9 protein-coding genes are annotated in these 24069 nt (G+C 49.9%); 8 read left to right on the top strand and 1 reads right to left on the bottom strand.

Going from position 1 to position 24069, the window contains the following annotated elements:
• Window positions 1-275 precede the first annotated feature (275 nt).
• From Enr17x_RS19480 to Enr17x_RS19450, 7 genes are all read left to right on the top strand, one after another.
• Window positions 276-1421: a hypothetical protein gene (locus Enr17x_RS19480; RefSeq protein ID WP_145311387.1), complete on the top strand. Its 1146-nt coding sequence runs from the start codon at window positions 276-278 to the stop codon at window positions 1419-1421.
• 60 nt (window positions 1422-1481) lie between these two features.
• Window positions 1482-2690: an outer membrane protein assembly factor BamB family protein gene (locus tag Enr17x_RS19475; RefSeq protein WP_145311386.1), complete on the top strand. Its 1209-nt coding sequence runs from the start codon at window positions 1482-1484 to the stop codon at window positions 2688-2690.
• Window positions 2691-2740: 50 nt separating this feature from the next.
• Window positions 2741-3136, top strand: coding sequence for a fluoride efflux transporter CrcB (crcB, locus tag Enr17x_RS19470; RefSeq protein ID WP_145311385.1), 396 nt, complete (start codon window positions 2741-2743; stop codon window positions 3134-3136).
• Between the two features lie 251 nt (window positions 3137-3387).
• A complete protein-coding gene (locus Enr17x_RS19465) occupies window positions 3388-3900 on the top strand; it encodes a TIGR03546 family protein (protein ID WP_145311384.1) in 513 nt (170 codons plus the stop codon).
• Complete coding sequence (locus Enr17x_RS19460; protein WP_145311383.1) at window positions 3897-5633, top strand: TIGR03545 family protein; 1737 nt, start codon at window positions 3897-3899, stop codon at window positions 5631-5633. The genes Enr17x_RS19465 and Enr17x_RS19460 overlap by 4 nt, the downstream gene beginning before the upstream one ends.
• 437 nt (window positions 5634-6070) lie before the next feature.
• Window positions 6071-7237 (top strand): M24 family metallopeptidase, encoded by a 1167-nt coding sequence (locus Enr17x_RS19455; RefSeq protein ID WP_145311382.1) that lies wholly within the window; start codon window positions 6071-6073, stop codon window positions 7235-7237.
• Between the two features lie 135 nt (window positions 7238-7372).
• Window positions 7373-8419, top strand: a complete 1047-nt coding sequence (locus Enr17x_RS19450) for a cation diffusion facilitator family transporter (RefSeq protein WP_232100783.1) — start codon at window positions 7373-7375, stop codon at window positions 8417-8419.
• Window positions 8420-8458: 39 nt separating this feature from the next.
• On the opposite strand, the gene Enr17x_RS19445 is transcribed toward Enr17x_RS19450, so the two are convergent.
• Window positions 8459-9892, bottom strand: coding sequence for a porin (locus Enr17x_RS19445; protein WP_145311381.1), 1434 nt, complete (start codon window positions 9890-9892; stop codon window positions 8459-8461).
• An 830-nt stretch (window positions 9893-10722) separates the two neighbouring features.
• Here Enr17x_RS19445 and Enr17x_RS19440 point away from each other — a divergent pair.
• On the top strand, window positions 10723-24030 hold the full coding sequence (locus Enr17x_RS19440; RefSeq protein ID WP_145311380.1) for a beta strand repeat-containing protein: 13308 nt from the start codon (window positions 10723-10725) through the stop codon (window positions 24028-24030).
• The last annotated feature ends 39 nt before the right edge of the window (window positions 24031-24069 follow it).

Genomic DNA, 24069 nt, shown 5'->3' with positions numbered 1-24069 from the left:
CAAAAGCCGTTTATCTGGTAATAGACGAAAATTATAACAACATCGCAGACAACATTCAGCCATCGTTTACCGGTTAAATACAGGAAGTTAATATTATTTAATCAAAGTCCCATTCTCATTTTCCAGACTTGAATCGCTCATAAGTTTCCTGTCATACTTGCTGGTACTGAAACGAGATTGGTACAATTCAAGCTCGTACGACGTTCAACTCCACACTGGTCCTCCCGCCCTTAGAGGATCATTCTGATAACTTCGAAGAGCCTCAGGAGACTCCCATGATGCGAAGCCGTTTTTTCCTCTGCCTCATGTTCCTTTTCAGTTCGCTGACGACCCTTCAGGCATATGATGTTGAGCAAGACATCGCCCAAATCAAACAGGTTCAGAAAGAAGGTCAGGGGAATCTGGCAGCTTCCAAAGCCGTCAAGCAACTTTCGCAGTCAGACGCGTCGGCTTTGATTCCGATTCTGAACAGTTTTGAAGGGGCGAATCCACTCGCCGTGAACTGGTTACGCGGTGCATTTGAAACCATCGCGTCCAATGCCATCAAACAGAACAAACTTCCCGTCGATCAGTTGGAAAAATTCATACTGGATAAATCTAAGAATCCACGGGCACGGCGACTGGCTTATGAAACTCTGATCAAAGTCGATTCGAAGGCAGAAGACCGGTTGATTCCCGGCATGATCAACGATCCCAGCGTCACCCTCCGCCGCGACGCCGTACAACGTTTGATTGACGAAGCCAAAAGTCTGGAAAAAGCCGGCAAGAAAGATCAGGCCAAAAAAGTCTATCAGCAGGCACTCTCTGGCGCAACTGATGGCGATCAGGTCAAAGCGATCGTCAAACCGCTGCGAACTCTCGGGCAGAAAATTGATTTGCAGAAACACTTCGGGTTTCTGTCTAACTGGATGATTGTCGGCCCCTTCGATAACAGTGACAAAAAAGGCTACGATACCGCTTACGCTCCGGAAGAAAAAATCGACTTCACTTCCGCTCTGAAAGGCAAAGAGGGGGAAGTCGAATGGAAGTCGGTGAATACCGAAGACGATTACGGCATTTTTGACATTGCCAAGTCGATTTCTCCCTACAAGGGGGCAGTCATGTACTGTACCGCCGATTTTTACAGCCCGGAAGAACAAGAGTTGGAGATTCGTCTGGGCACACCGAATGCCTGGAAAATCTGGGTGAACGGCAAGTTATTGTTTGCACGCAATGAATATCACCGCGGAATGGTGTTGGATCAATACAGTGTGCCTGTAACATTCAAACCCGGCAAGAATGTAATCCTGCTCAAGCTCTGTCAGAACGAACAAACCGAAAGCTGGGCACAGCGCTATCAGTTTCAGCTTCGCATCGCACGTCCTTCGGGAACGGGAGTGCTTTCACAAAAGCCAGAGTCAACGACTCAACTCAGCCCGTAACGTGCGCCCTCATTCCTAAAACATTGATAGAACCGTTTCTTTCCTGAAAAGGATGAACTGATGAAAAACGAATCACTAAAATTGCTGCTTCCTCTGATCGCCGTTGGTTTGTGTTGCGGAGCGGACTGGCCTCAGTTTCGAGGGCCGTTGACCAATAACGTGGCGACATCCGACGCACCTCCTTCAAAAGTGGATCAGGAGAGCATTGCCTGGACTGCCGACCTGGAAGGGCGTGGTGCTTCAGGTCCCATTATTGTCGGCGATAAAGTGTTTATTACCAGCACGACGGGTTTCAAACAGGATCAGCTGCACGTGATGTGTTTTGATATCAAAACAGGGGAACGTCTCTGGGAACGACAGTTCTGGGCAACGGGCCGTACGCAGTGCCATTCGAAAATGTGCGTTGCGACCCCGACTCCGGCCAGCGACGGAAAACGGATTTTTGCGACCTTTTCCAGTAACGATGTCGTGTGCCTCGATCTGGACGGTAATCTACTCTGGATTCGTGGATTGTCTCACGATTTTCCCAATGCCAGTAACAGTCTGGGAATGGCCTCATCTCCCGTTGTTGTGGGGGAAACATTGATCGTACCTGTTGAAAACGATGACGATTCCTTCACCACAGGCCTGGATGTAAAAACCGGCGTTGCACGTTGGAAAATCAAACGTCCGCGAGTCGCCAACTGGACGTCACCGGCGATTCTTAAATCATCTGGTGAGGGTGAAACTCTGGTCTTGCTGCAGTCAAATGACGGCGTTGATGCCATCTATCCTGAAACGGGCGAAACAGCCTGGCAGTACGAAGAAGGCGCCGGTCGAATTCCTTCAACCACAGTAGGGGATAATGTGCTGTATGTTCCTTCCAAAGGATTGACTGCGTTGGCCCCCGGTTCCAGCAGTGAGCCTCCCAAAGTGCTCTGGTCGGAACAGAAACTGTCTCCCTCCACCGCCAGCCCGCTCTTTTATCAAAAACGGCTCTATACGGTGAATCGCGCGGGAGTTTTGACGTGTGCGAATCCGGAAAATGGTGATGTTGTCTGGCGAATGCGTTTGAAAGGTCCTTTCAGTGCCACACCGATTGCCGCCGCCAATCATCTGTATCTGGTCAGTGAAAAAGGATTACTGCAGGTGGTTCAATTGGGAGCAGAGAAAGGGGAACTCACCGGGGAAATCGATTTGAAAGAAACGATTCTGGCTACGCCAGCGATTGCAGACAATTCGCTCTTCCTCCGCAGTGATAAACATCTCTGGAAAATCTCTTCCAAGTAACAAGGCTGCTCACGTTTCGCGTCAAACATGACTGAGTAAAGGACTGATTTGTGTCACAATTGCTGGCTGTCGGGTTGGGAGGCTTTGTCGGTGCGATTGCGCGCTACAGCATCTCAGAATTCATGTGGAGAAAATATCCGGGCTTTCCGGCGGGAACGTTTCTCGTGAATGCCACCGGCTGTTTGTTGATTGGCATTCTGATGGCGATCGTCACGCATAAACAACTGCATCCTTCAATGGCCGTGCATGAGCACGCGAGCCTGTTTTTGATTTCCGGTTTTCTGGGATCACTCACGACTTTCTCCACGTTCGGCCATGAAACGGTCAGTCTGCTCAGAAACTCAGAGATGCATCACGCTTTGTTTAACATCACCGGAAATCTGGTCGTCGGCTTTTTTGCCGTCTGGTTAGGCTGGGCTTCGGTGATGTTCTGGCTGGAAAAGTAATTTCCGTCGTTTTCCGGCTCTCTTTTGCATAGATCAGACATTCCTGATCCCTTTTCAGGTTCAGGGGCATATTCCGCACCGGCATATGGGGAATTTGTGAATGTTAAGATTTTCTGGTTATAACGATTAAGGAGATCATGGATTCAGGCCGATAAAACATCTTAACAGGGGGGATTCTGCCTGACCTTCTCAGGCAGGCAGAATTATTTTTCCATCCCTATTTCCTGACATAGAGCGGAGTTCGCGTCGACATGTCCTATTGGCTTCGATCTCTGCGTTTTCTTGCGAGTGCTCTCAGTAGTGCCTCTTCACCGCGCCAGCTGGCCCTTGGCTTCAGCATGGGCATGGTCATCGGACTGGTTCCCAAAGAGAATTTAATTGCCGTTGTTCTGCTGTTCATTCTCGCCAGTTCCAAGGTCAATCTGTGCTCTGCCTCGTTATCGACGATTCTATTTTCCTGGCTCTCATTGCTGTTCGATCCACTGAGCCATTTGATCGGGCGTGGCGTACTGCTGGCATCCTCCTTACAAAATTTCTGGCAGTCCGTTTATGAATTGCCCCTGGCACCCTGGACTGATTTTAACAATACGATTGTGATGGGCAGTCTGATTCTGGGACTGTTGCTGTTTTATCCGGTGTATTACTTCTCAAAACCTCAGTTTGAAAAATACACGCCGCTGGTGGCAGCGAGATTGAAAAAGTATTGGATCGTGAAAATACTCTGGGGAACGGAAGTCAGTACGATTGTCGGGGAAGTCTCATGAAGTGGAATTACCTGCTCCCTCGATTTGCATTGGCTGGCATTCTCTGGGTCTTTTTTGCCTTCGCTTTTGATCCACTGGTTCGGACCGGGTTAATCGAACTGGGAGAATCACTGACCGGTACGAAAGTGGAAATGGTCAGTCTTCAGACCGGTTTCTTTCCTCCTTCCATTAAAACCGGTCCGATCGCGATCGCCAGTCGCAAAGATAAAAGTTATCTGGCAACCTTCGATCAAGTCGAAATGAAACTGTCCGGCAAACCTCTGTTGCACCGGAATCTGATTGTCGAAGAAGTGACGATCTCCGGGATGGAATTTGATACACCCCGAACTGCAACTGATGAACTATCAGAAAACGGTATGGACCAACCGGGCACCGGCTTCACTCTTGATTCTCGTCGTTTCCGAGAAAAGTCAAGAGAGTTAGGGAAATCCTGGCTGAGTATTTTGAAAGACTCGGCCGCCGAACAGCTCGACCCGAATCGTCTGCAGACCGTCCGTGTTTCCAAAACAATCCAGCAGGAATGGAAGCAGCGGTTTGATCAATATGAGACACGTCTACAGCAGGTAAAGCTGGAAATTGATTCCGTCGAGAATAAAGTGAAGACGGCGGACGGCAAGACAATTGATAAAATCAAGACCTATGCCGAGTCGGCTGAGCGGGTCGATTTGCTTGTGAGAGAAGGCAAGCAGATACGTAGCGAACTGAATGCACTGCCTCAAATTGCACAACAGGATTATCTGCGCATTGAGCGGGCCAAGGAACAGGATCTGGCAAACCTCGATCAGCTGGTGGATTCTGTCTCACCTGATCCTCAGAAAATTCTGCATGCGTTGATTGGTGAAGAATTGTCTCAACAGCTGGAACAGGTTTCCGGCTGGTCTGGCATGGTCTTTGAAACGGTAAAAGCGCTACGTGACGAGCAGGAACCGGAACGGATGCAGGGCGAATGGATTGATTTTCGTCGTGATACTGAGCTGCCGAAGATTCTGTTCAAGAAAATTCGCTTAAGCGGAAACGCTCGCGTCGATCAGCAGAAGTATCCCTTCGTTGGCCTGATCAAAGAACTTTCGTCCTCTCCTTCAATGTATCGTCAACCGATTCAGCTCCAGGCCCAGGTGGAAGCAGAAGCCGAGATTAAATTTGCTGGAGATCTCAAGTTTTATGAAGCCGATCCAACACACGAGTTCGTCGTTCTGTTTCACTTTCCACACCAGAAGAAAATCAGGATCGAAGATTCCGATAAGTTGTCGATGGCTTTGATTGCCGACCAGACGGAATGCAAATCGTATGTCACGTTGAGAGAGCATGATTTTCAATGTCGTCTCGAATTCAATCAGAGTCCGGTTCGATTTGAGGTCTCCACTTCTGACACTGGGAATCAAATGATGGCGGGTATTGTGCAGCAAACGCTCGCTTCGATTGATCATATTACTGCAACCTTGCATTGCTCCGGTTCGTATGAGCGACCGGAAGTCAGGTTGGAATCGGAACTGGGAGAAAAGGTTGCCCAGAGTTTGAAACTCGCGTTCCAGTCACAGTTGGTAAAACAAAAGCAGGACCTCGCACAGCAGATTGAGCATCTGGCAGGACAGGAACGGGAACAGTTGGTGCAAAAGCTGAACCGCCAGTATTCTGAGGTCATCGCACACCTCGAGCAAGAGGAGTCAAAAGTGCAGGCAGTCATTCAAAAAGTATCAAATCGACCTTTGGATATCCGTCGACTACTCCGCTGATGGGAACGCGCATTCACTGAAAAATAGTGAAAATCTTCTCATCCTGTCGCATCGAACCCGTGGGTTCTGCTAAATTCCCCTTGATTTCTCTCACATTGTGATATCATTAATAGATAGGGAACGGAGTGCGATGCAGGAAGCTTTTATTTGCCTTTATTTTGCCTGTTCTGGCTGCACCCTCCTGTCCACTATTTCATCGTTCTTTTCACATCTCACTTTGCAAGTATTCTGGCTTGGAACAGCTGGATTAAAGGCATCGTAGCGACATTCGAGACGAAACCTGGCTTTCTGAGTTAAGATTGGCGAGAAACGCTTGACTTCGACAAATTTCGATACAAAACTCAATAATTGAATCCGCATTTCAACATACAAATTTCAAAGGGTCTGTGACGTGTATTTGGGATGTCGTCTGTAAACATTCGAGTCGGGAGTCTTTTATGACCATCGTGGCAGTCAATGCTCATGCACCTATCTCTTCAGGAGAAATTCCCACGACCGACCCACGACGTGCAACTGATGTAGAATACAAACAGCAGCAGATCATCGATTTTCTGGAACAGAATCAGCTCGATGCGATGCTTCTGCAGTCTCCTGAAAATATCGCCTGGTTTACTTCCGGTGCCGATTTAACGCGCTCTGGATCAGCGGGCGAGAGTTGTGCGGCTGTCTTTATTACACAGGATGCCCGGTTAATTGCTTGCAGCAATGTAGACGCAAATCAGATTTTTGACCGCGCCATCCCAGGTCTCGGTTTTCAAATTAAAACTCGTCCCTGGTACGAGCCGTTATCACAGTTGATTAAAGATCTCTGTAAAGGAAGAAAAGTTGCCAGCGATACCGGGGTGGAACAGACGCAGAATGTCTCGGAAGAACTCAAAGCGTTCCGAGTTCCGTTTACCGAACTGGAAGGCGAGCGCATTCGAACGCTCGGCAAACTGGTTTCTCACGCAGTGGAAGCCACTGCGCGCGGGGTCGAACGCGGTCAGACTGAGCAGGAGATCGCCGGCTGCCTGTCACACCGGCTGTTGAAGCATGGCGTCAGTCCCAAACGGTTGCAGGTAATGGTTGACGGGCAAAGTATTCGTTATCGTCATTGGGGCTATGGCGAAGACCGCTTGGAGCGTTATTGTGTGATCTCGGCGGTCGGCTCGCAAAATGGATTGCATGCTGCGGCAACGCGAACAGTAGCACTGGGGAAACCACCTTCCAGTTTTATCAAGTCTCATCATCTGGCTTTGTTAATGCAGGCGACGGGCATTTATTTCTCTAAACCAGACTGGGCGTTGTTCGATACCTGGAACCGCGTCAAACGGATTTATGAAAAGTATGATTGCCCGGACGAATGGCAGCACGCTGACCAGGCAGATATCATCGGCTACCTGCCCGCTGAAACGTCCATACTGCTGAACAGTAATTTTAAATTCACACCCGGAATGGCGGCGTTCTGGCATCCTTCTGTAGGACCGGCGATGACCGGAGATACGATTCTGATCGAACAGGATCAGACTATACTGATCACCCCGATGGAGCAGTGGCCGACCGCTAAGATTATGGTCAAAGAACATCAAATGTCGTTGCCCGACATTCTGATCCTGCCCGATTAAAACTTCATAATGCATGTGGATGGATTTTAAAAAACTATAAAGATTATTCCATTCCGCCGCCTTCGCTCTTGTCAAATATTGAGCTTCGAATCAAGATGACTCCTGAAACTGAGTCAGTTGAGTCATTGATCAGACATGGATGCAGCAGAGGCATTCTTCTCATTTGTTCGTTATCTTGGCACTCTCATGGCCGCTTCCGATTCATCCGGGGAACCCGATTTACCACCTCAAGCTCCAGTGCTTGACGTATTTCCCGATGCGCTGGAATTATCGGATGATGTAACGCGGATTCGCCGTCGTCGAACCGCACGCTTGATTAAAGTGGCCTGGCTGGGCATTTCGGTTCGACTGTTTGTGATTTTGATGGAGCTGGTCGGACTCTGGTTCCTGGGCCATTCTGTCCTGCTGGTCGATGCGCTGGCAAGCTGTGCCGATGTCTTTACTTCGTTGGCAATTCTATTTGCTATCAGACTGGCGGAACAGCCGCCCGATGAAGATCACCCTTTCGGCCATGGTCGCTATGAACCTCTGGCCGGATTTCAACTGGGTATTCTGATCTTGATCGTGGGAACGGGAACGTTTGGGTATCAGCTGTTTGCCGCCATCAGTCATGCGCAGTCTGAATTGATTGGCTGGGTCAGTTGGACGATTCCCCTGTTCGCTGCGATTTTGCTGGAATTGACCTGCCGCGTTGTGTTGAGAATGGCGCAACAGGAAAAGAGCTCAGCTATGATTGCCGAAGCCTATCATTATCGAGTGGATGCCATCACCAGTTTTGTGGCTGCCTTTGGTTTGATGATAGCCAGTCAGATTCCCAGCTACGGACATCTGATCGATCATATCACAGCGATGATTCTGGCTGTGATTATGGTCTATCTGGGTTGGGTCGCCGCCCGTGAGAACCTGAATGAATTGACGGATAAGATTCCCCATCAGAAATATTTCGATCAGGTCAAAGCGTCTGCGATGAAGGTCGAAGGGGTACTCGACGTAGAAAAGGTCCGCATTCAGACTGCCGGCCCCGATGCCCACGTCAATATTGACATCGAAGTCAATCCCAACGAAACCGTCGATCAGGCCCACTTAACGGCCCAGCAGGTGCGGCACCAGATCCAGCTTGACTGGCCCACCGTCCTGGAAGTGGTGGTCCATGTCGAGCCTTATTACGAAGCGGATCATTAGATTCGCACCTCGTTTTCAGAAGCCGATAGCTGAATCTGCTTAGAAGCGAATAATCACGTCACCACCCAAGAGGACCTGGTAGTCTTCCTGGAAGTTACGGTATGGACCTGGGATATTCGGGACTGTGGAGCTGGTATCAGACCAATCGAACCGGAGTTCTGGTCGGACGGTCACACACTGGTGTGGTCGCCAGTTCGCTCCCACGGTCAACTCGTAATAGTTTCCGCCTGAGGCAAAAGGAGCAGGCAGCTGCAGCACGCGGCTGTAATCCTGATCGCGGAACCATTCAAAGCGGGCACCCACGGCAAACTTTTCGGTGACGTCATAGTACAGGTATTGATTGATTGAGTACCATTTGGCCGGTGTGACCTGAAAGGCGTTATTGATGCTGCCATCTTCCTGGATGCCGAAGTCACTCTGGAAGACATAGGTCAGACAATCGTTGAATTCGTGTGACAGCACAAAGCTGATGATCGTTCGGTTGGCACTGGCGTTATTGAGTGTATCCTGATCACCCGAAGATAAGGCGAGGTTGATGCTGGTCCCTTCATCGTAGCTGGTCCAGCCGATTCCTGCCAACAGTTCCGCATCATCGCTGGGATCTTCCCAGGCATCCCAACCGCGGGCGACACCAGCCAGAAGTTGCAATCGTTCAGAGACCTGGAAGGTCGCCAGCATACCGGTGTGTGTAAACGGTTCGCCGTACTGCATGCTGTAAGAGTGTGAGTAGAAGAAGTTGTCCGGTGCGGTTACTTTTTCATAGCCGATGGGCGTATAGAAGTGACCTGCTTTGATGCTGACACCTTCCAGGAAGGGGACATACAGTTCTGCATAGAGCTGTGGCATCGCCAGTCCGTACATCGCGTATGTGTTGGTCCCAATACGTCGAGGACCATCACCACTGTTCCAGTGAGGAGAGCCGTCGCTGTGTGTTTCCAGGCCGGTTGCTGTTGTATAAAAGTAATCAGTACCGTAAAGCAGGTCGGCACGGAAACCCCAGTCCAGTTCGTCGCCACCAAAATCAACAGCGCGTTCCATGAACAGGTACAGCTGGTTCATTTGATATTCGTTCGAACGGTCATTGAATGTCACGGGCAGATTGAAGTTGTTGGAAGGCTTTTGGAAGTTTCCGGTAAAGCCCTGATCAAGCCAGCCACCGACTTGGATGCGTTGTGATTTCATCGAGGGGTAAATGGGAGAATGGCTCATCAGAAACTGGTCGAGAAAGTTGCAGCATTGGCATTCCGGCAGACAAATCTCATTCACACAACCTTCGGCACACGCCTGATCAGGACTACAGGCAGGTGCTTCTGAATAATTCATTGAAACCGGCTGATAGACAGATTGATCTTCGACTGGTGCGTAGTCAGGCGAAGCAGTCTGCGCGACCTGGTAATCCTGCCCGTAGCTCAGGCAAGGCGTGCAAAGTGCAACTACAACCACAATCCATTGTGAGATTTTATTTATTTGCATCTTATTCCAACTTTTGTGATAGCCTGGCTGAGGAACGGTGATCCTGATATTCACAGAGTGCCTGAATAATCCTCTCAAAACCAGTCAGTGGAATGACTTCCTTTGACGGAGATGGTAGAATTGAAAACTATAAGTTATTTAAAAATAAGTATTTTTATTGCCTGCCTGTTCGGAAGAACGATTACGGCTTCAAGATGACGCCACGGTCCTTCCTCTCCTTTTTTCGGTTTACATGGTCCAAAATGCAGAAACTAATTATTTGTTAAGTGATGTCTTAACAGTGATTTCCCATGGTAAACGTTAAGTTCAGCTATGAATTACCCAGATTGCCAGAGGGTTTTTTGTGTCAGAGCACAATCGGAATGTAAGACGGGAATCGAGGGAGCCCAAGAGGCGTTCTGTTACAAGATTCCACGCCCCTGACTTGTACATAATCTTTTACATATCCGTTCTCTAAGTTGAACAATTATGTTCCTTTAAGACAACAGCCCCCACTATCCCACGTACTGAACAAGATTCGTACTTTAGGGACGACCTTTATGATGGTCCTACAACCTGAACAAGATTGCCTAAAGGTTGTAGATTCTCTTTTTATTAATTGCAATTGGTTAGGGCGTCGGCAAAGATATCCCATAATCCGCATTAATATCTGCATTCTTGAGTCAAAATGGCGTACACAAAAAAGAAATTCCTTTTATTGAACGCTTGGCTCACTGTTAGATTTAATTCGCTTAATCGTCAAAGTAAGTGACTATTTTGACAGTAAATACCCTCGCAACCATACCATTTGTGAATCATCCACTATTCAATCAGTTACGAGTAAAAACACTATGAAGAGCCTGAAGAGATTATTTGGCCGTAAAACGACTCGAAAAGCAAATAGTCGCCGACTCCCATTTCGGATCTCTCGTCCGATTGGATATGCGAGTCATGTCGAGCGACTCGAAGATCGGACCTTATTGGCCAGTAATATTCTGGCTTCGCTCGAAAGTTCGGTAAATAACCCGAATGATACGACCGAACTGGTTCTGAATATTGGTGCCGGCAGCTCTCCCACACTGGGATTTGAGGTCAGAGCATCGGCGAGCTCTTCCTTCAATCCGGCGGCGATTCAAATTCTCGATGCGAATACGAATGCCGTCATTCCGTTGAATCTGGCGGAAAATGATCATCAAGGTCCCAATTCACTGGTTTTGGCGACACTGAATCCCGGGGAATACAAAATCCTGGTTCAAGGGCAAACTCCTGACACAGGTGGATTTATAATTGACGTCTTTCTACCCGGTGATATGGACGGCAGTGGAACCGTCTCTCAGTCGGAATTAGAACATGCAACGGCGGCTTACTATCAGAGTAACTTCGGCTATAATCACTTTACAGCGCAATTAATCCAACAGTTGGGCCTTAATCCCTCTGCGAATTATTATTCCGAAGAGTTGGATGGTGACAAAGATGGTGACATTGATAATCACGATCTGCAGATGGTGACGGGGAATCAGGGGCTGCCACCAATTCAGCTGGAGCTGATCGGTGACCAGGATGCACCCGCGGTCGATGCCGGTCTTGAAGTGGATTCCGGGATTTCAGATTCGGATGGTGTCTCAAACGAATTGACGATTTTGGGTACGGTCACCGATGAAAGCCTGATTACCCAGTTTAAAGTCGCCCTGGACGGGGGCAGCTTTGTGGATATCTTCGGAGAACTCTCCGGCGGTGCCAACGGGGGAACCTTCACGTTAACCCGCGGCTGGCTGGAAACGAACCTGAACAGTGGTGCTTCTCTGGAAGGGGGCATGCACACACTGCACTTTATGACCGCCGATGAGCATGGTAATCTCAGTTCAGCGGGCATGTTCGATGTCAATTTTGAACTGGACACGGTTGCTCCTTCCGTCACGGGGACTCCGATTGGAGACCAGAATCTGAACGAAGACTTCACTCCCGTCAATCTGGGTGCACTTTCGACCTACTTCAATCAGAATGGGGGAACGCCGCTCAACTTCCACGTGGATTCAATCACCGACGCGATCGTTGATGTCGATTTCTCAACCGGCGATCTGATTCTGAATTCGATCTTAGACGCAAACGGAATGACGGACATTGTGATACAGGCGATTGATGTTGCCGGAAATGCCGTTCTTTCAAATACGTTCACCGTAACGATCAATGCGCTCAATGATCCACCTGTCGCCGTAGATGGTGACGCGACTGCATATGAAGATTTTCTGAATAACTTTCCTGCACCGGGTGTACTTGCTTTTGTTACCGATGTGGAGAACGACACTCTGACCGTGACAGAGGTCAATGGTTCCGCAGTGAATGTGGCGATGCCGATTACCATTGGATCCGGTGGAGAACTGAATGTCGCCGCTGATGGCAGTTTCACATTTGATCCTAAAGGATTGTATGAGTATCTGGCTGCTGGTGAATCGACGACCGAGAACTTTACTTACACCGTGAGTGATGGTAACGGCGGAACTGATACCGCCACCGTCACGATCACAATCCATGGAGTCAATGATCCTCCTACTGTGAGTGCGGCGGTCACCACGATGGCGACGGAAGATGACTCGAACTTCAGCCTGGATCTGCTGACGAATGCCAGTGATCCTGATACGACGGACATGCTGAATGTGTCCAGTCTGATGCTGACCGGCGGCGATGACGGTGGTGTGACCGTTAACGGGAACCAGCTGGATATTGACCCGAGTGCTTATAATTATCTGGCGTTCGGTGAATCAGCCGTGATCACTTACAGCTACAATGTGATCGACGGTGAAGGGGGCGTGGTTGCTCAAACCGCGACGATCACAATTACCGGTGTGAATGACAGCCCTGCCGTAAGTGCTGCAGTCTCGACAATGGCAACGGAAGATGATGCGGACTTCAGCCTGGATCTGCTGACGAATGCCAGTGATCCTGATACGACGGACATGCTGAATGTGTCCAATCTGATGCTGACGGGCGGCGATGACAGTGGTGTGACCGTTAACGGGAACCAGCTGGATATTGACCCGAGTGCTTATAACTACTTGGCGTTCGGTGAATCAGCCGTGATCACCTACAGTTACAATGTGATCGACGGTGAAGGTGGTGTTGTGGCTCAGACCGCGACGATCACAATCACCGGTGTAAATGACAGCCCTGCCGTAAGTGCTGCTGTGACCACCACAGTGACGGAAGATGATGCGGACTTCAGCCTGGATCTGCTGACGAATGCCAGTGATCCTGATACGACGGACATGCTGAATGTGTCCAATCTGATGCTGACGGGCGGCGATGACAGTGGTGTGACCGTTAACGGGAACCAGCTGGATATTGACCCGAGTGCTTATAATTATCTGGCGTTCGGTGAATCAGCCGTGATCACTTACAGTTACAATGTGATCGACGGTGAAGGGGGCGTGGTTGCTCAAACTGCCACGATCACAATTACCGGTGTGAATGACAGCCCTGCCGTAAGTGCTGCAGTCTCGACAATGGCGACGGAAGATGATGCGGACTTCAGCCTGGATCTGCTGACGAATGCCAGTGATCCTGATACGACGGACATGCTGAATGTGTCCAGTCTGATGCTGACGGGCGGCGATGACAGTGGTGTGACCGTTAACGGGAACCAGCTGGATATTGACCCGAGTGCTTATAGTTATCTGGCGTTCGGTGAATCAGCCGTGATCACTTACAGCTACAATGTGATCGACGGTGAAGGGGGCGTGGTTGCTCAAACCGCGACGATCACAATTACCGGTGTGAATGACAGCCCTGCCGTAAGTGCTGCAGTCTCGACAATGGCAACGGAAGACGATGCGGACTTCAGCCTGGATCTGCTGACGAATGCCAGTGATCCTGATACGACGGACATGCTGAATGTGTCCAGTCTGATGCTGACCGGCGGCGATGACAGTGGTGTGACCGTTAACGGGAACCAGCTGGATATTGACCCGAGTGCTTATAATTACTTGGCGTTCGGTGAATCAGCCGTGATCACCTACAGTTACAATGTGATCGACGGTGAAGGTGGTGTTGTGGCTCAGACCGCGACGATCACAATCACCGGTGTAAATGACAGCCCTGCCGTGAGTGCTGCTGTGACCACCACAGTGACGGAAGATGATGCGGACTTCAGCCTGGATCTGCTGACGAATGCCAGTGATCCTGATACGACGGACATGCTGAATGTGTCCAATCTGATGCTGACGGGCGGCGATGACGGTGGTGTGACCGTTAACGGGAACCAGCTGGATATTGACCCGAGTGCTTATAATTATCTGGCGTTCGGTGAATCAGCCGTGATCACTTACAGCTACAATGTGATCGACGGTGAAGGGGGCGTTGTGGCTCAGACCGCGACGATCACAATCACCGGTGTAAATGACAGCCCTGCCGTGAGTGCTGCTGTGACCACCACAGTGACGGAAGATGATGCGGACTTCAGCCTGGATCTGCTGACGAATGCCAGTGATCCTGATACGACGGACATGCTGAATGTGTCCAATCTGATGCTGACGGGCGGCGATGACAGTGGTGTGACCGTTAACGGGAACCAGCTGGATATTGACCCGAGTGCTTATAATTATCTGGCGTTCGGTGAATCAGCCGTGATCACTTACAGCTACAATGTGATCGACGGTGAAGGGGGCGTTGTGGCTCAGACCGCGACGATCACAATCACCGGTGTAAATGACAGCCCTGCCGTGAGTGCTGCTGTGACCACCACAGTGACGGAAGATGATGCGGACTTCAGCCTGGATCTGCTGACGAATGCCAGTGATCCTGATACGACGGACATGCTGAATGTGTCCAATCTGATGCTGACGGGCGGCGATGACAGTGGTGTGACCGTTAACGGGAACCAGCTGGATATTGACCCGAGTGCTTATAATTATCTGGCGTTCGGTGAATCAGCCGTGATCACTTACAGCTACAATGTGATCGACGGTGAAGGGGGCGTGGTTGCTCAGACCGCGACGATCACAATTACCGGTGTAAATGACAGCCCTGCCGTGAGTGCTGCTGTGACCACCACAGTGACGGAAGATGATGCGGACTTCAGCCTGGATCTGCTGACGAATGCCAGTGATCCTGATACGACGGACATGCTGAATGTGTCCAATCTGATGCTGACCGGTGGCGATGACAGTGGTGTGACCGTTAACGGGAACCAGCTGGATATTGACCCGAGTGCTTATAATTATCTGGCGTTCGGTGAATCAGCCGTGATCACTTACAGTTACAATGTGATCGACGGTGAAGGGGGCGTGGTTGCTCAGACAGCGACGATCACAATTACCGGTGTGAATGACAGCCCTGCCGTAAGTGCTGCAGTCTCGACAATGGCGACTGAAGATGATGCGGACTTCAGCCTGGATCTGCTGACGAATGCCAGTGATCCTGATACGACGGACATGCTGAATGTGTCCAGTCTGATGCTGACGGGCGGCGATGACGGTGGTGTGACCGTTAACGGGAACCAGCTGGATATTGACCCGAGTGCTTATAATTATCTGGCGTTCGGTGAATCAGCCGTGATCACCTACAGTTACAATGTGATTGACGGTGAAGGGGGCGTGGTTGCTCAGACAGCGACGATCACGATCACCGGTGTAAATGATCCTCCGGTGGCTCAGGCCGATGCCTTTGATGTCAATAAAGATTTTGTTTTTAATGGCAGCGTTTTTGCCGATAACGGTAGTGGTGCCGACAGTGATCCGGATGCTAGTGACACATTTATGGTTTCAGAAGTAGAAAATTCTGCTATGAATGTGAATGCACAAATAGTGCTTTCAACATGGGGCGCATTGCTGACCTTAAATGACGACGGCACATTCAACTATGATCCGAATGGGATGTTTAGTCATCTTTCAGGAACAGCTACGGAAACGGATACGTTTACCTATCAGATCAGTGATGGTGATGGTGGATTTGATACAGCAACCGTGACATTAACCATTTCGGCGAACCAGTTGCCGATCGCCAATTCGGACAACGCCGGTTCGACAGGCGAGGATACTCCTCTCAATGGCATCAACGTTCTCGGCAATGATTCCGACCCCGATGGTGATGATAACAACCTGTTCGTTTCCGGTCTTCCCAGCATGACGTCGGCCGGTGGTGCCATGCTAGCATTGAATGGGAATCTGATTAATTATGATCCGACAGGCGCCTTTGATTATCTGGCAGTCGGGGAAATGACGACGGATACCTTTACTTATACAATACAAGATGAACGTGGTGGTGAAGATACTGGGACCGTCACTGTGACCATTATCGGAGCGAACGACGGTCCGACAGTCAGTGCAGCCGTAACTTCAATGGTGACTGAAGATGACGCGAACTATAGCCTGAATCTGTTAACCAATGCCAGTGATCCTGATACGACGGACATGCTGAATGTAGACAGTCTGATGCTGACTGGCGGCGATGACAGTGGTGTGACCGTTAACGGGAACCAGCTGGATATTGACCCGAGTGCTTATAATTATCTGGCGTTCGGTGAATCAGCCGTGATCACTTACAGCTACAATGTGATTGACGGTGAAGGGGGCGTGATTGCTCAGACGGCGACGATTACGATTACTGGTGTGAATGATCCTCCGACTGTGAGTATGGCTGTACTCTCACTTCCTACAGAAGACGATGTTGCCTTTAATCTGGATCTCCTGTCAAATTCCAGCGATGTGGATGCGACTGACATCTTAATGGTCAGTAATCTGATGAAAACAAGTGGCGACGATAGCGGGATTACCATTAACGGTAATTCGCTGGACATTGATCCGAGTGTGTATAACAGTCTGGCTGCCGGTGAGACAGCCGTGATTGAGTACAGTTATAATGTGGTTGATGGTAAAGGTGGCTCTGTGGCTCAGACGGCCACGATCACGATTAACGGTGTGAATGACGCACCGACTGTGAGTATGGCAACTGTGACTTCGACGGTAACCGAAGACGATGCCAGCTATAGCCTGGATCTGCTGGTCAACGCCAGTGATGTCGATACGACGGACATCTTAATGGTCAGCAATCTGGTCAAGTTCAGTGGCAATAACACAGGTATCACAGTCAACGGGAATCAACTGGACATTGATCCGAGTGCGTATGACTTTCTGGCGGTCGGTGAGTCTGCCGTGATTGTTTATACCTACGACGTGATAGACGGCAATGGTGGCTCTGTGCCCCAGTCCGCCACGATCACGATCACGGGTGTGAATGACAGCCCCGCCGTGAGTGCTGCTGTGACCACCACAGTGACTGAAGATGATGCGGACTTCAGCCTGGATCTGCTGACGAATGCCAGTGATCCTGATACGACGGACATGCTGAATGTGTCCAGTCTGATGCTGACCGGCGGCGATGACAGTGGTGTGACCGTTAACGGGAACCAGCTGGATATTGACCCGAGTGCTTACAACTACCTGGCGTTCGGTGAATCAGCCGTGATCACTTACAGCTACAATGTGATCGACGGTGAAGGTGGTGTTGTGGCTCAAACCGCCACGATCACGATCACGGGTGTGAATGACAGCCCTGCCGTAAGTGCTGCTGTGACCACCACAGTGACGGAAGATGATGCGGACTTCAGCCTGGATCTGCTGACGAATGCCAGTGATCCTGATACGACGGACATGCTGAATGTGTCCAATCTGATGCTGACCGGCGGCGATGACAGTGGTGTGACCGTTAACGGGAACCAGCTGGATATTGACCCGAGTGCTTATAATTATCTGGCGTTCGGTGAATCAGCCGTGATCACCTACAGTTACAATGTGATTGACGGTGAAGGGGGCGTGGTTGCTCAAACTGCCACGATCACGATCACGGGTGTGAATGACAGCCCTGCCGTAAGTGCTGCAGTCTCGACAATGGCGACGGAAGATGATGCGGACTTCAGCCTGGATCTGCTGACGAATGCCAGTGATCCTGATACGACGGACATGCTGAATGTGTCCAGTCTGATGCTGACGGGCGGCGATGACAGTGGTGTGACCGTTAACGGGAACCAGCTGGATATTGACCCGAGTGCTTATAATTATCTGGCGTTCGGTGAATCAGCCGTGATCACTTACAGCTACAATGTGATCGACGGTGAAGGGGGCGTTGTGGCTCAGACCGCGACGATCACAATTACCGGTGTGAATGACAGCCCTGCCGTAAGTGCTGCAGTCTCGACAATGGCAACGGAAGACGATGCGGACTTCAGCCTGGATCTGCTGACGAATGCCAGTGATCCTGATACGACGGACATGCTGAATGTGTCCAGTCTGATGCTGACCGGCGGCGATGACAGTGGTGTGACCGTTAACGGGAACCAGCTGGATATTGACCCGAGTGCTTATAATTACTTGGCGTTCGGTGAATCAGCCGTGATCACCTACAGTTACAATGTGATCGACGGTGAAGGTGGTGTTGTGGCTCAGACCGCGACGATCACAATCACCGGTGTAAATGACAGCCCTGCCGTGAGTGCTGCTGTGACCACCACAGTGACGGAAGATGATGCGGACTTCAGCCTGGATCTGCTGACGAATGCCAGTGATCCTGATACGACGGACATGCTGAATGTGTCCAATCTGATGCTGACGGGCGGCGATGACAGTGGTGTGACCGTCAACGGGAACCAGCTGGATATTGACCCGAGTGCTTACAACTACCTGGCGTTCGGTGAATCAGCCGTGATCACTTACAGCTACAATGTGATCGACGGTGAAGGGGGCGTGGTTGCTCAAACCGCGATGATCACAATTACCGGTGTGAATGACAGCCCCGCCGTAAGTGCTGCAGTCTCGACAATGGCGACTGAAGATGATGCAAACTTCAGCCTGGATCTGCTGACGAATGCCACTGATGTTGATCAGAGCGATACCTTATCTGTTCTCAATTTGATGCAAACGAACGCAGGAGATATTGGTGGAATCACCATGGACACTGCTTCGAGTTGGACGATTGATCCAAGCTACTATAATGATCTGGCTTTCGATGAATCAGAAGTCATCACTTACAGCTACGATGTGAGTGACGGCAATGGGGGAACGGTCTCTCAAACGCTGACGATTACGATTTCGGGTGTGAATGATGCTCCTGTTGCTCAGGCTGATGGATTCTCGACGGGTGAAGATACTGTGCTCGTCGGTGGTGATGTCTTTGCCGACAACGGAAATGGTGCTGACAGTGATGACGATCTGAGTGATTCGTTTACCGTGACCGGCATCAGCGAAGGGATGACAAGCGGTACCGTCGGCGATCCGTTTGTCCTTTCCTCAGGAGCCACCGTCACTCTGACGTCAGGCGGTAATTTTGACTACAATCCGGTTGGTGCCTTTGATTTCCTTGCTGTGGGTGAAACCGCGACTGACGAATTTACCTACACGATCAGTGACGGCAACGGCGGTACTGATACGGCGACGGTGACGATTACGATCACCGGTGTGAATGACCCCGTGATGGCGGCAGATGACGGAGTGACAACGACCAAGGATACTCCGTTGAACTTCGATGTTCGCCTGGATAACGGAAATGGTCCCGATACCGATGCGGATGCGAGTGATACGCTGTCCGTTATTGAAATCACCGACCCAGTACTGGGGACAACTACCGCTACAGTGGGAATGGAGATTCCTCTGGAGTCCGGTGCGACGGTGACTCTGCAAGCAGATGGGACGTTGGTTTATGATCCAAATGGAATGTTTCCAGATCTGTTTGAACCGACTGATTTCGACACAGATATTTTTACCTATAAAATCACTGATGGGGATACGACTGATACTGCAACCGTAACTGTCACTGTGACTGGAAGCAATGAGTTATTGATGCTGACTGACGTACCCTTGGAAAATATTTCCCGCGATGGCCTGACGCCGGAAACGATTGATCTGGATCTCCATTTCAATGATCCTGATGTTGGTGATACTGTGACCTATATGGTGGAAGCACATGTCGAAGGTGGTATGGCAGGAGATGCGTTACCCGCCAACTTCTGGGCCAATGTTGCGATCTCAGGCAGTGATTTAAATATCACTTATACCGACTACGATTCAGAACAGGTGCGTCTGCCTCTGGTGATTACGGTGACTGCTCATTCTGATGATACGCTTTCTGATGATGTGACCAGCACATTTACGCTGACCCCAGTTCCGCAGGCGACAGTGGATATCCGGCTGATTGCCCGGGATGTGGAATCCAGTGGCAGAGACTTCACTTCGTTCCGGGCCGAATTAAATGTCGGTACGGTAGTCCTCGACGAATTGGGGGGGGCTCGGTTCCAGCTGGTCAATGGATTACAGGATCTGACTTATTCGATCTATCTTGGTGATTATGACCTGGATGTTGATGGGACAGCCAATGGTGACTCCACAGATGATTTGAAAGAACTCAGGATCATTGATACCACAAATGATGATGTATTGTTTACCATCTTCAGTAACAGTTCAGCTCATGATAACCCAACCATTGATTCAGTGAATGACATACTGACCGGAACATGGACTCTTGGAGAAGGGCTGTCTAGTGCCATCATTGATAAATTGTATGACGGAGTTCTGGCTGTCGAGGTGATCGAGAATACGGGAGGCGCCGGCACTCCTTCAATTGCCTCGGGGGGAAATATTGTTGTTTCTCCTGAAGTTGCCGATGTGACTGACCTGCCCTCGTCTATCAGCCAGGTGGCTGTAGGTGACCAGTATGTTGTGGAAATCTGGATCAGTGATCAGTTAGCCCAGGTGCTGGCCGGTCAGTCTACAACGACTGCTGGTCTCTCTTCGATTCTAATGGACATGATGTGGGATGTCGCTGATACTTCGCTGGTTGAAGATCTATTTACAATTGATACTTCCGCCTTTGGTTTCCTTACCACAGTGCTCGATGTTGATGCTCCCGGTGGTGTGCTGAATGATATCAGTGCTACGAGCGTGCTTCCCGATCTTGTTTCCAATGGATATGGTCGGGTCGGTTATGCCGTATTTAGTGCAGATAACGTAGCAGATGATGTCGATTTCATGATTGACACGACTGATTTAATCTCTGGAGACGACGGAGTAAACCGAGACAAAACGATAGACTTTAGCCAGCTTTCGATAACCAATACTACAGTGGATCAAGTTACTCCTTCCGAGTTCTTTATTCAGACTGATCTCAGTAACCTGTCCGTGTCGGGGACCATTACAATTGATGGTCAAGAGATTAATCTGCTGCCCCAGTCAGCCGGTTTGAATTCGCCCAGCGTCAGTGGCCGTCTGGATGTGCTTCTGGATGATGTGAATGATCCCGGAACGATTCAGATTGTTGATTCTTACATCGAAGTTAATCCCTCAGGTCTGGCCCGACCGGACCGAGGTGGTACACTAGATTACTCGAGCTTGGATCTGGCGGACTTTGGTCTGGTCGGCGATCAGACTTTTGAGATCACGGTACCTCTTTCAGGTACCTTCGATGCTGAAATAAGTCTGGCGATTCGTGATGCGATTGCCCAGGTGATCTCAAGTCGGCAGGTGTTGGATGGCTCCGGAAACTTTGATATCTCGGAAGACTGGTTACTGGAGAACGGCCTGCTGGATTCAATGGTCTCTGTTCCGAGTGAAGGTAATGGAGTATTTACTACGAATTCAGAGTCGACAGCCGATGAAACGATGTCGTTCTTCGATCCGCTGACGATGGCTCCTACCGGGCTAGCGGCTTGGAGTCAGGCTAACTTAACATTAGTTTCGCCAGGTATTTTTGAGTTGCTGATTCCGATCAGCCGTCGCATCGAATTTACAACTGAAGACGGTAACGATGTGGTACTGAATCTGGTGGGGTCAGCGACTGCCCGTTTCAATGTAAATCAGGATGAAACAGATGAAGCTGGTGACACTCTGGCCACAGCGGAAGTGACCGGTTTGACCTCGGCGGCTCCTGGAACTCAGGTCTACCAGGGAATTATCGGAAACAACACCGTCATTGCTGACCCGTTGCTGGATGTCGACATGTTCGAGATTCAATTGGATGCCGGGGATTCGGTGATTGTGGATATCGATGCCAATATGTTTGAGACGGGACTGGATAGTGTCGTACGCATCTTTGATTCCCTGGGCAATCAAGTTGCCTACTCTGATAATGCTTTGGCGCCGGATGAATTTCTTGTAGACCAGTTAGCATTCCCGTTTGACTCGTATGTTTCATTTACTGCGTCTTCAACCGGGACCTACTATATTGGTGTCAGTGCCTATAATGATTCTGATGATCCGTCAACTTATGACCCAACCAATACTGCGGGTCGACCTACAGGTGTAGACCCCGCCGATGTCGGTAGCTATGACCTGACAATTACCGTCCAGGAAGGGGTAGCACCGTTACATGGTACTCAGGCGATTGAGATTGATACCACACTGGATGAAGGGACAACCATCGATCTGGTCGTCGTTCGAACTCAGACAGAATTGGATGCGTTCGCACAGACTACCGGGTTACCCGCCAGTGATACCTGGATTGATGAATGGAGCTCGTTCTGGGTTGAAGTTTATGTGGAGACTGCAGATGCGAGAGGAATCACTGATGCAGCAGTTGACTTAAACTACAATACGAATTTCTTCTCAGCGACGGAAATTGAATTCAGCAGGGCCTTTGCAGACTCAGGACAGGCTGTGATCGATGATACGACGGGGGTTGTGACTGGACTGAGTGGGACAGCGAACTATGAAAAGGCTGGGAACGGGAATAAAACCCTGCTGGCTCGAGTCAAGTTCGAATCGTTGGCACAGGATGATGTCTCCATTGACTTTGAAGACAAATTCATCGGCCCGCATGCTTTGGGGCTGTCACTCAGTAATGTGAATGTCAATCTGACAAATGGAAGTGATACCACTTTGATTGTCGGTGATGCTCCCGAGACGGATCTATGGGCGATTGCCTATGATGTGAATGATGATGATACGATCAATGCTCGCGATCTGGTTGTCTTGGTTACAATTTATGGTCAGAATGTACTTGATTCAGATTCACCCTATGTCTGGGCATTGGATGCTGATAAAAGTGGTACCGTGGACAATCGGGATTTGAGATATTTCGTATCTAACTACGGTATTCAAAAAGGGGGAGACAAAGATGTTGTTTATCCTGCCAACTTCCTGCAACGCTGGTATGGTAAAACGACCGATATCACTGGTGATTCCTCCATTGATCAGGTGATGGATGAAGCGTTGGGTATCTGGCAGGATGCGTTGGGGCTGGCTGAACCACTGGATATTCAGCTTGTCATTACCAACCTGGGTGGTACTCAACTGGGTGAAGGTCAGATTACCGGAGTTGACTCTGAAGGTCGTCCTGTTTCCGGGATTGTAACTCTAGATGACAATGCCGCCGGCCTGGGCTGGTATTCGGATCTGGACTCTTCTGCCTTCAGTGATACAGATCTGGAAGGTGGCGTGGCTTACACCGCTGATGCCGGTTCCGATGCCGCTGGTCACTATGACTTGTTGACGGTTCTGTTGCACGAAATTGGTCACGTGCTCGGGTTCACTGAAACGTATGCACCGTTTGAAAGCTTCGTGCAAACCGGAGTTGGTGGAACGTTGAGCTTTGTTGGCAGTGGCTTCGAAGCCACTCTGACCGATGATGGCTTGCACCTGGATGATACGGTTCATGCTGGTGATGTCATGAATGCGACACTTGATCCAGGGGTTCGCAAGCTGCCTTCGATTCTGGATGCCTTGATTCTGCAGTCTGCTCACGAAGCTGCTGCTTCAGGCAGCTATGAAATTCTGGTTGGCATGAATGCTCCTCTAATGGCAAATCTGCCTGCTGATGAGCAGCTTGTGGCTGGTAATGAGCCGTTGATGGCTTTGGAATCCAATACGGTTGTGCTTTCCAGCAACGTGACAGAATTGAACGAAAGTGTACTGCCACAGTTCAATCTGACTCGAACTCAGTTGAATCTCAATTCGTCTACACTGAATCAGGACGAGCTTGATTTAACCGTGTTGGAAGGTCTGAATGACGAACAGGTCAGCAACCTGCGGCTCAATGGGCTGTCTATCGTTGACAGCCGCGAACACAGCCCGAACTCCGATGCTGGCCAGACAGAAACCGATTCCGATCTTCTGGGGCTGACTCAAGAGTTCGATGCGGAATTTGACGATGTCTTCTCTGACTGGGCAGGCCCCATTCTGTAAGTCAGGTGAAGTTCATAAGTGAACGACGCGTCCTTATGG

The sequence above is a fragment of the Gimesia fumaroli genome (genome assembly GCF_007754425.1).
Lineage (GTDB): Bacteria > Planctomycetota > Planctomycetia > Planctomycetales > Planctomycetaceae > Gimesia > Gimesia fumaroli.
The sequence above is the reverse complement of the archived record's forward strand: the minus strand, read 5'-3'. Positions and strand labels throughout refer to the sequence as shown.

Bases quoted from the DNA above. Each gene is read 5' to 3' on its own strand.
- Enr17x_RS19480 (WP_145311387.1), top strand. From the start codon at position 276: ATGATGCGAAGCCGTTTTTTCCTCTGCCTCATGTTCCTTTTCAGTTCG.
- Enr17x_RS19475 (WP_145311386.1), top strand. From the start codon at position 1,482: ATGAAAAACGAATCACTAAAATTGCTGCTTCCTCTGATCGCCGTTGGT.
- Enr17x_RS19465 (WP_145311384.1), top strand. From the start codon at position 3,388: ATGTCCTATTGGCTTCGATCTCTGCGTTTTCTTGCGAGTGCTCTCAGT.
- Enr17x_RS19460 (WP_145311383.1), top strand. From the start codon at position 3,897: ATGAAGTGGAATTACCTGCTCCCTCGATTTGCATTGGCTGGCATTCTC.
- Enr17x_RS19455 (WP_145311382.1), top strand. From the start codon at position 6,071: ATGACCATCGTGGCAGTCAATGCTCATGCACCTATCTCTTCAGGAGAA.
- Enr17x_RS19450 (WP_232100783.1), top strand. From the start codon at position 7,373: ATGGATGCAGCAGAGGCATTCTTCTCATTTGTTCGTTATCTTGGCACT.
- Enr17x_RS19445 (WP_145311381.1), bottom strand. From the start codon at position 9,892: ATGCAAATAAATAAAATCTCACAATGGATTGTGGTTGTAGTTGCACTT.
- Enr17x_RS19440 (WP_145311380.1), top strand. From the start codon at position 10,723: ATGAAGAGCCTGAAGAGATTATTTGGCCGTAAAACGACTCGAAAAGCA.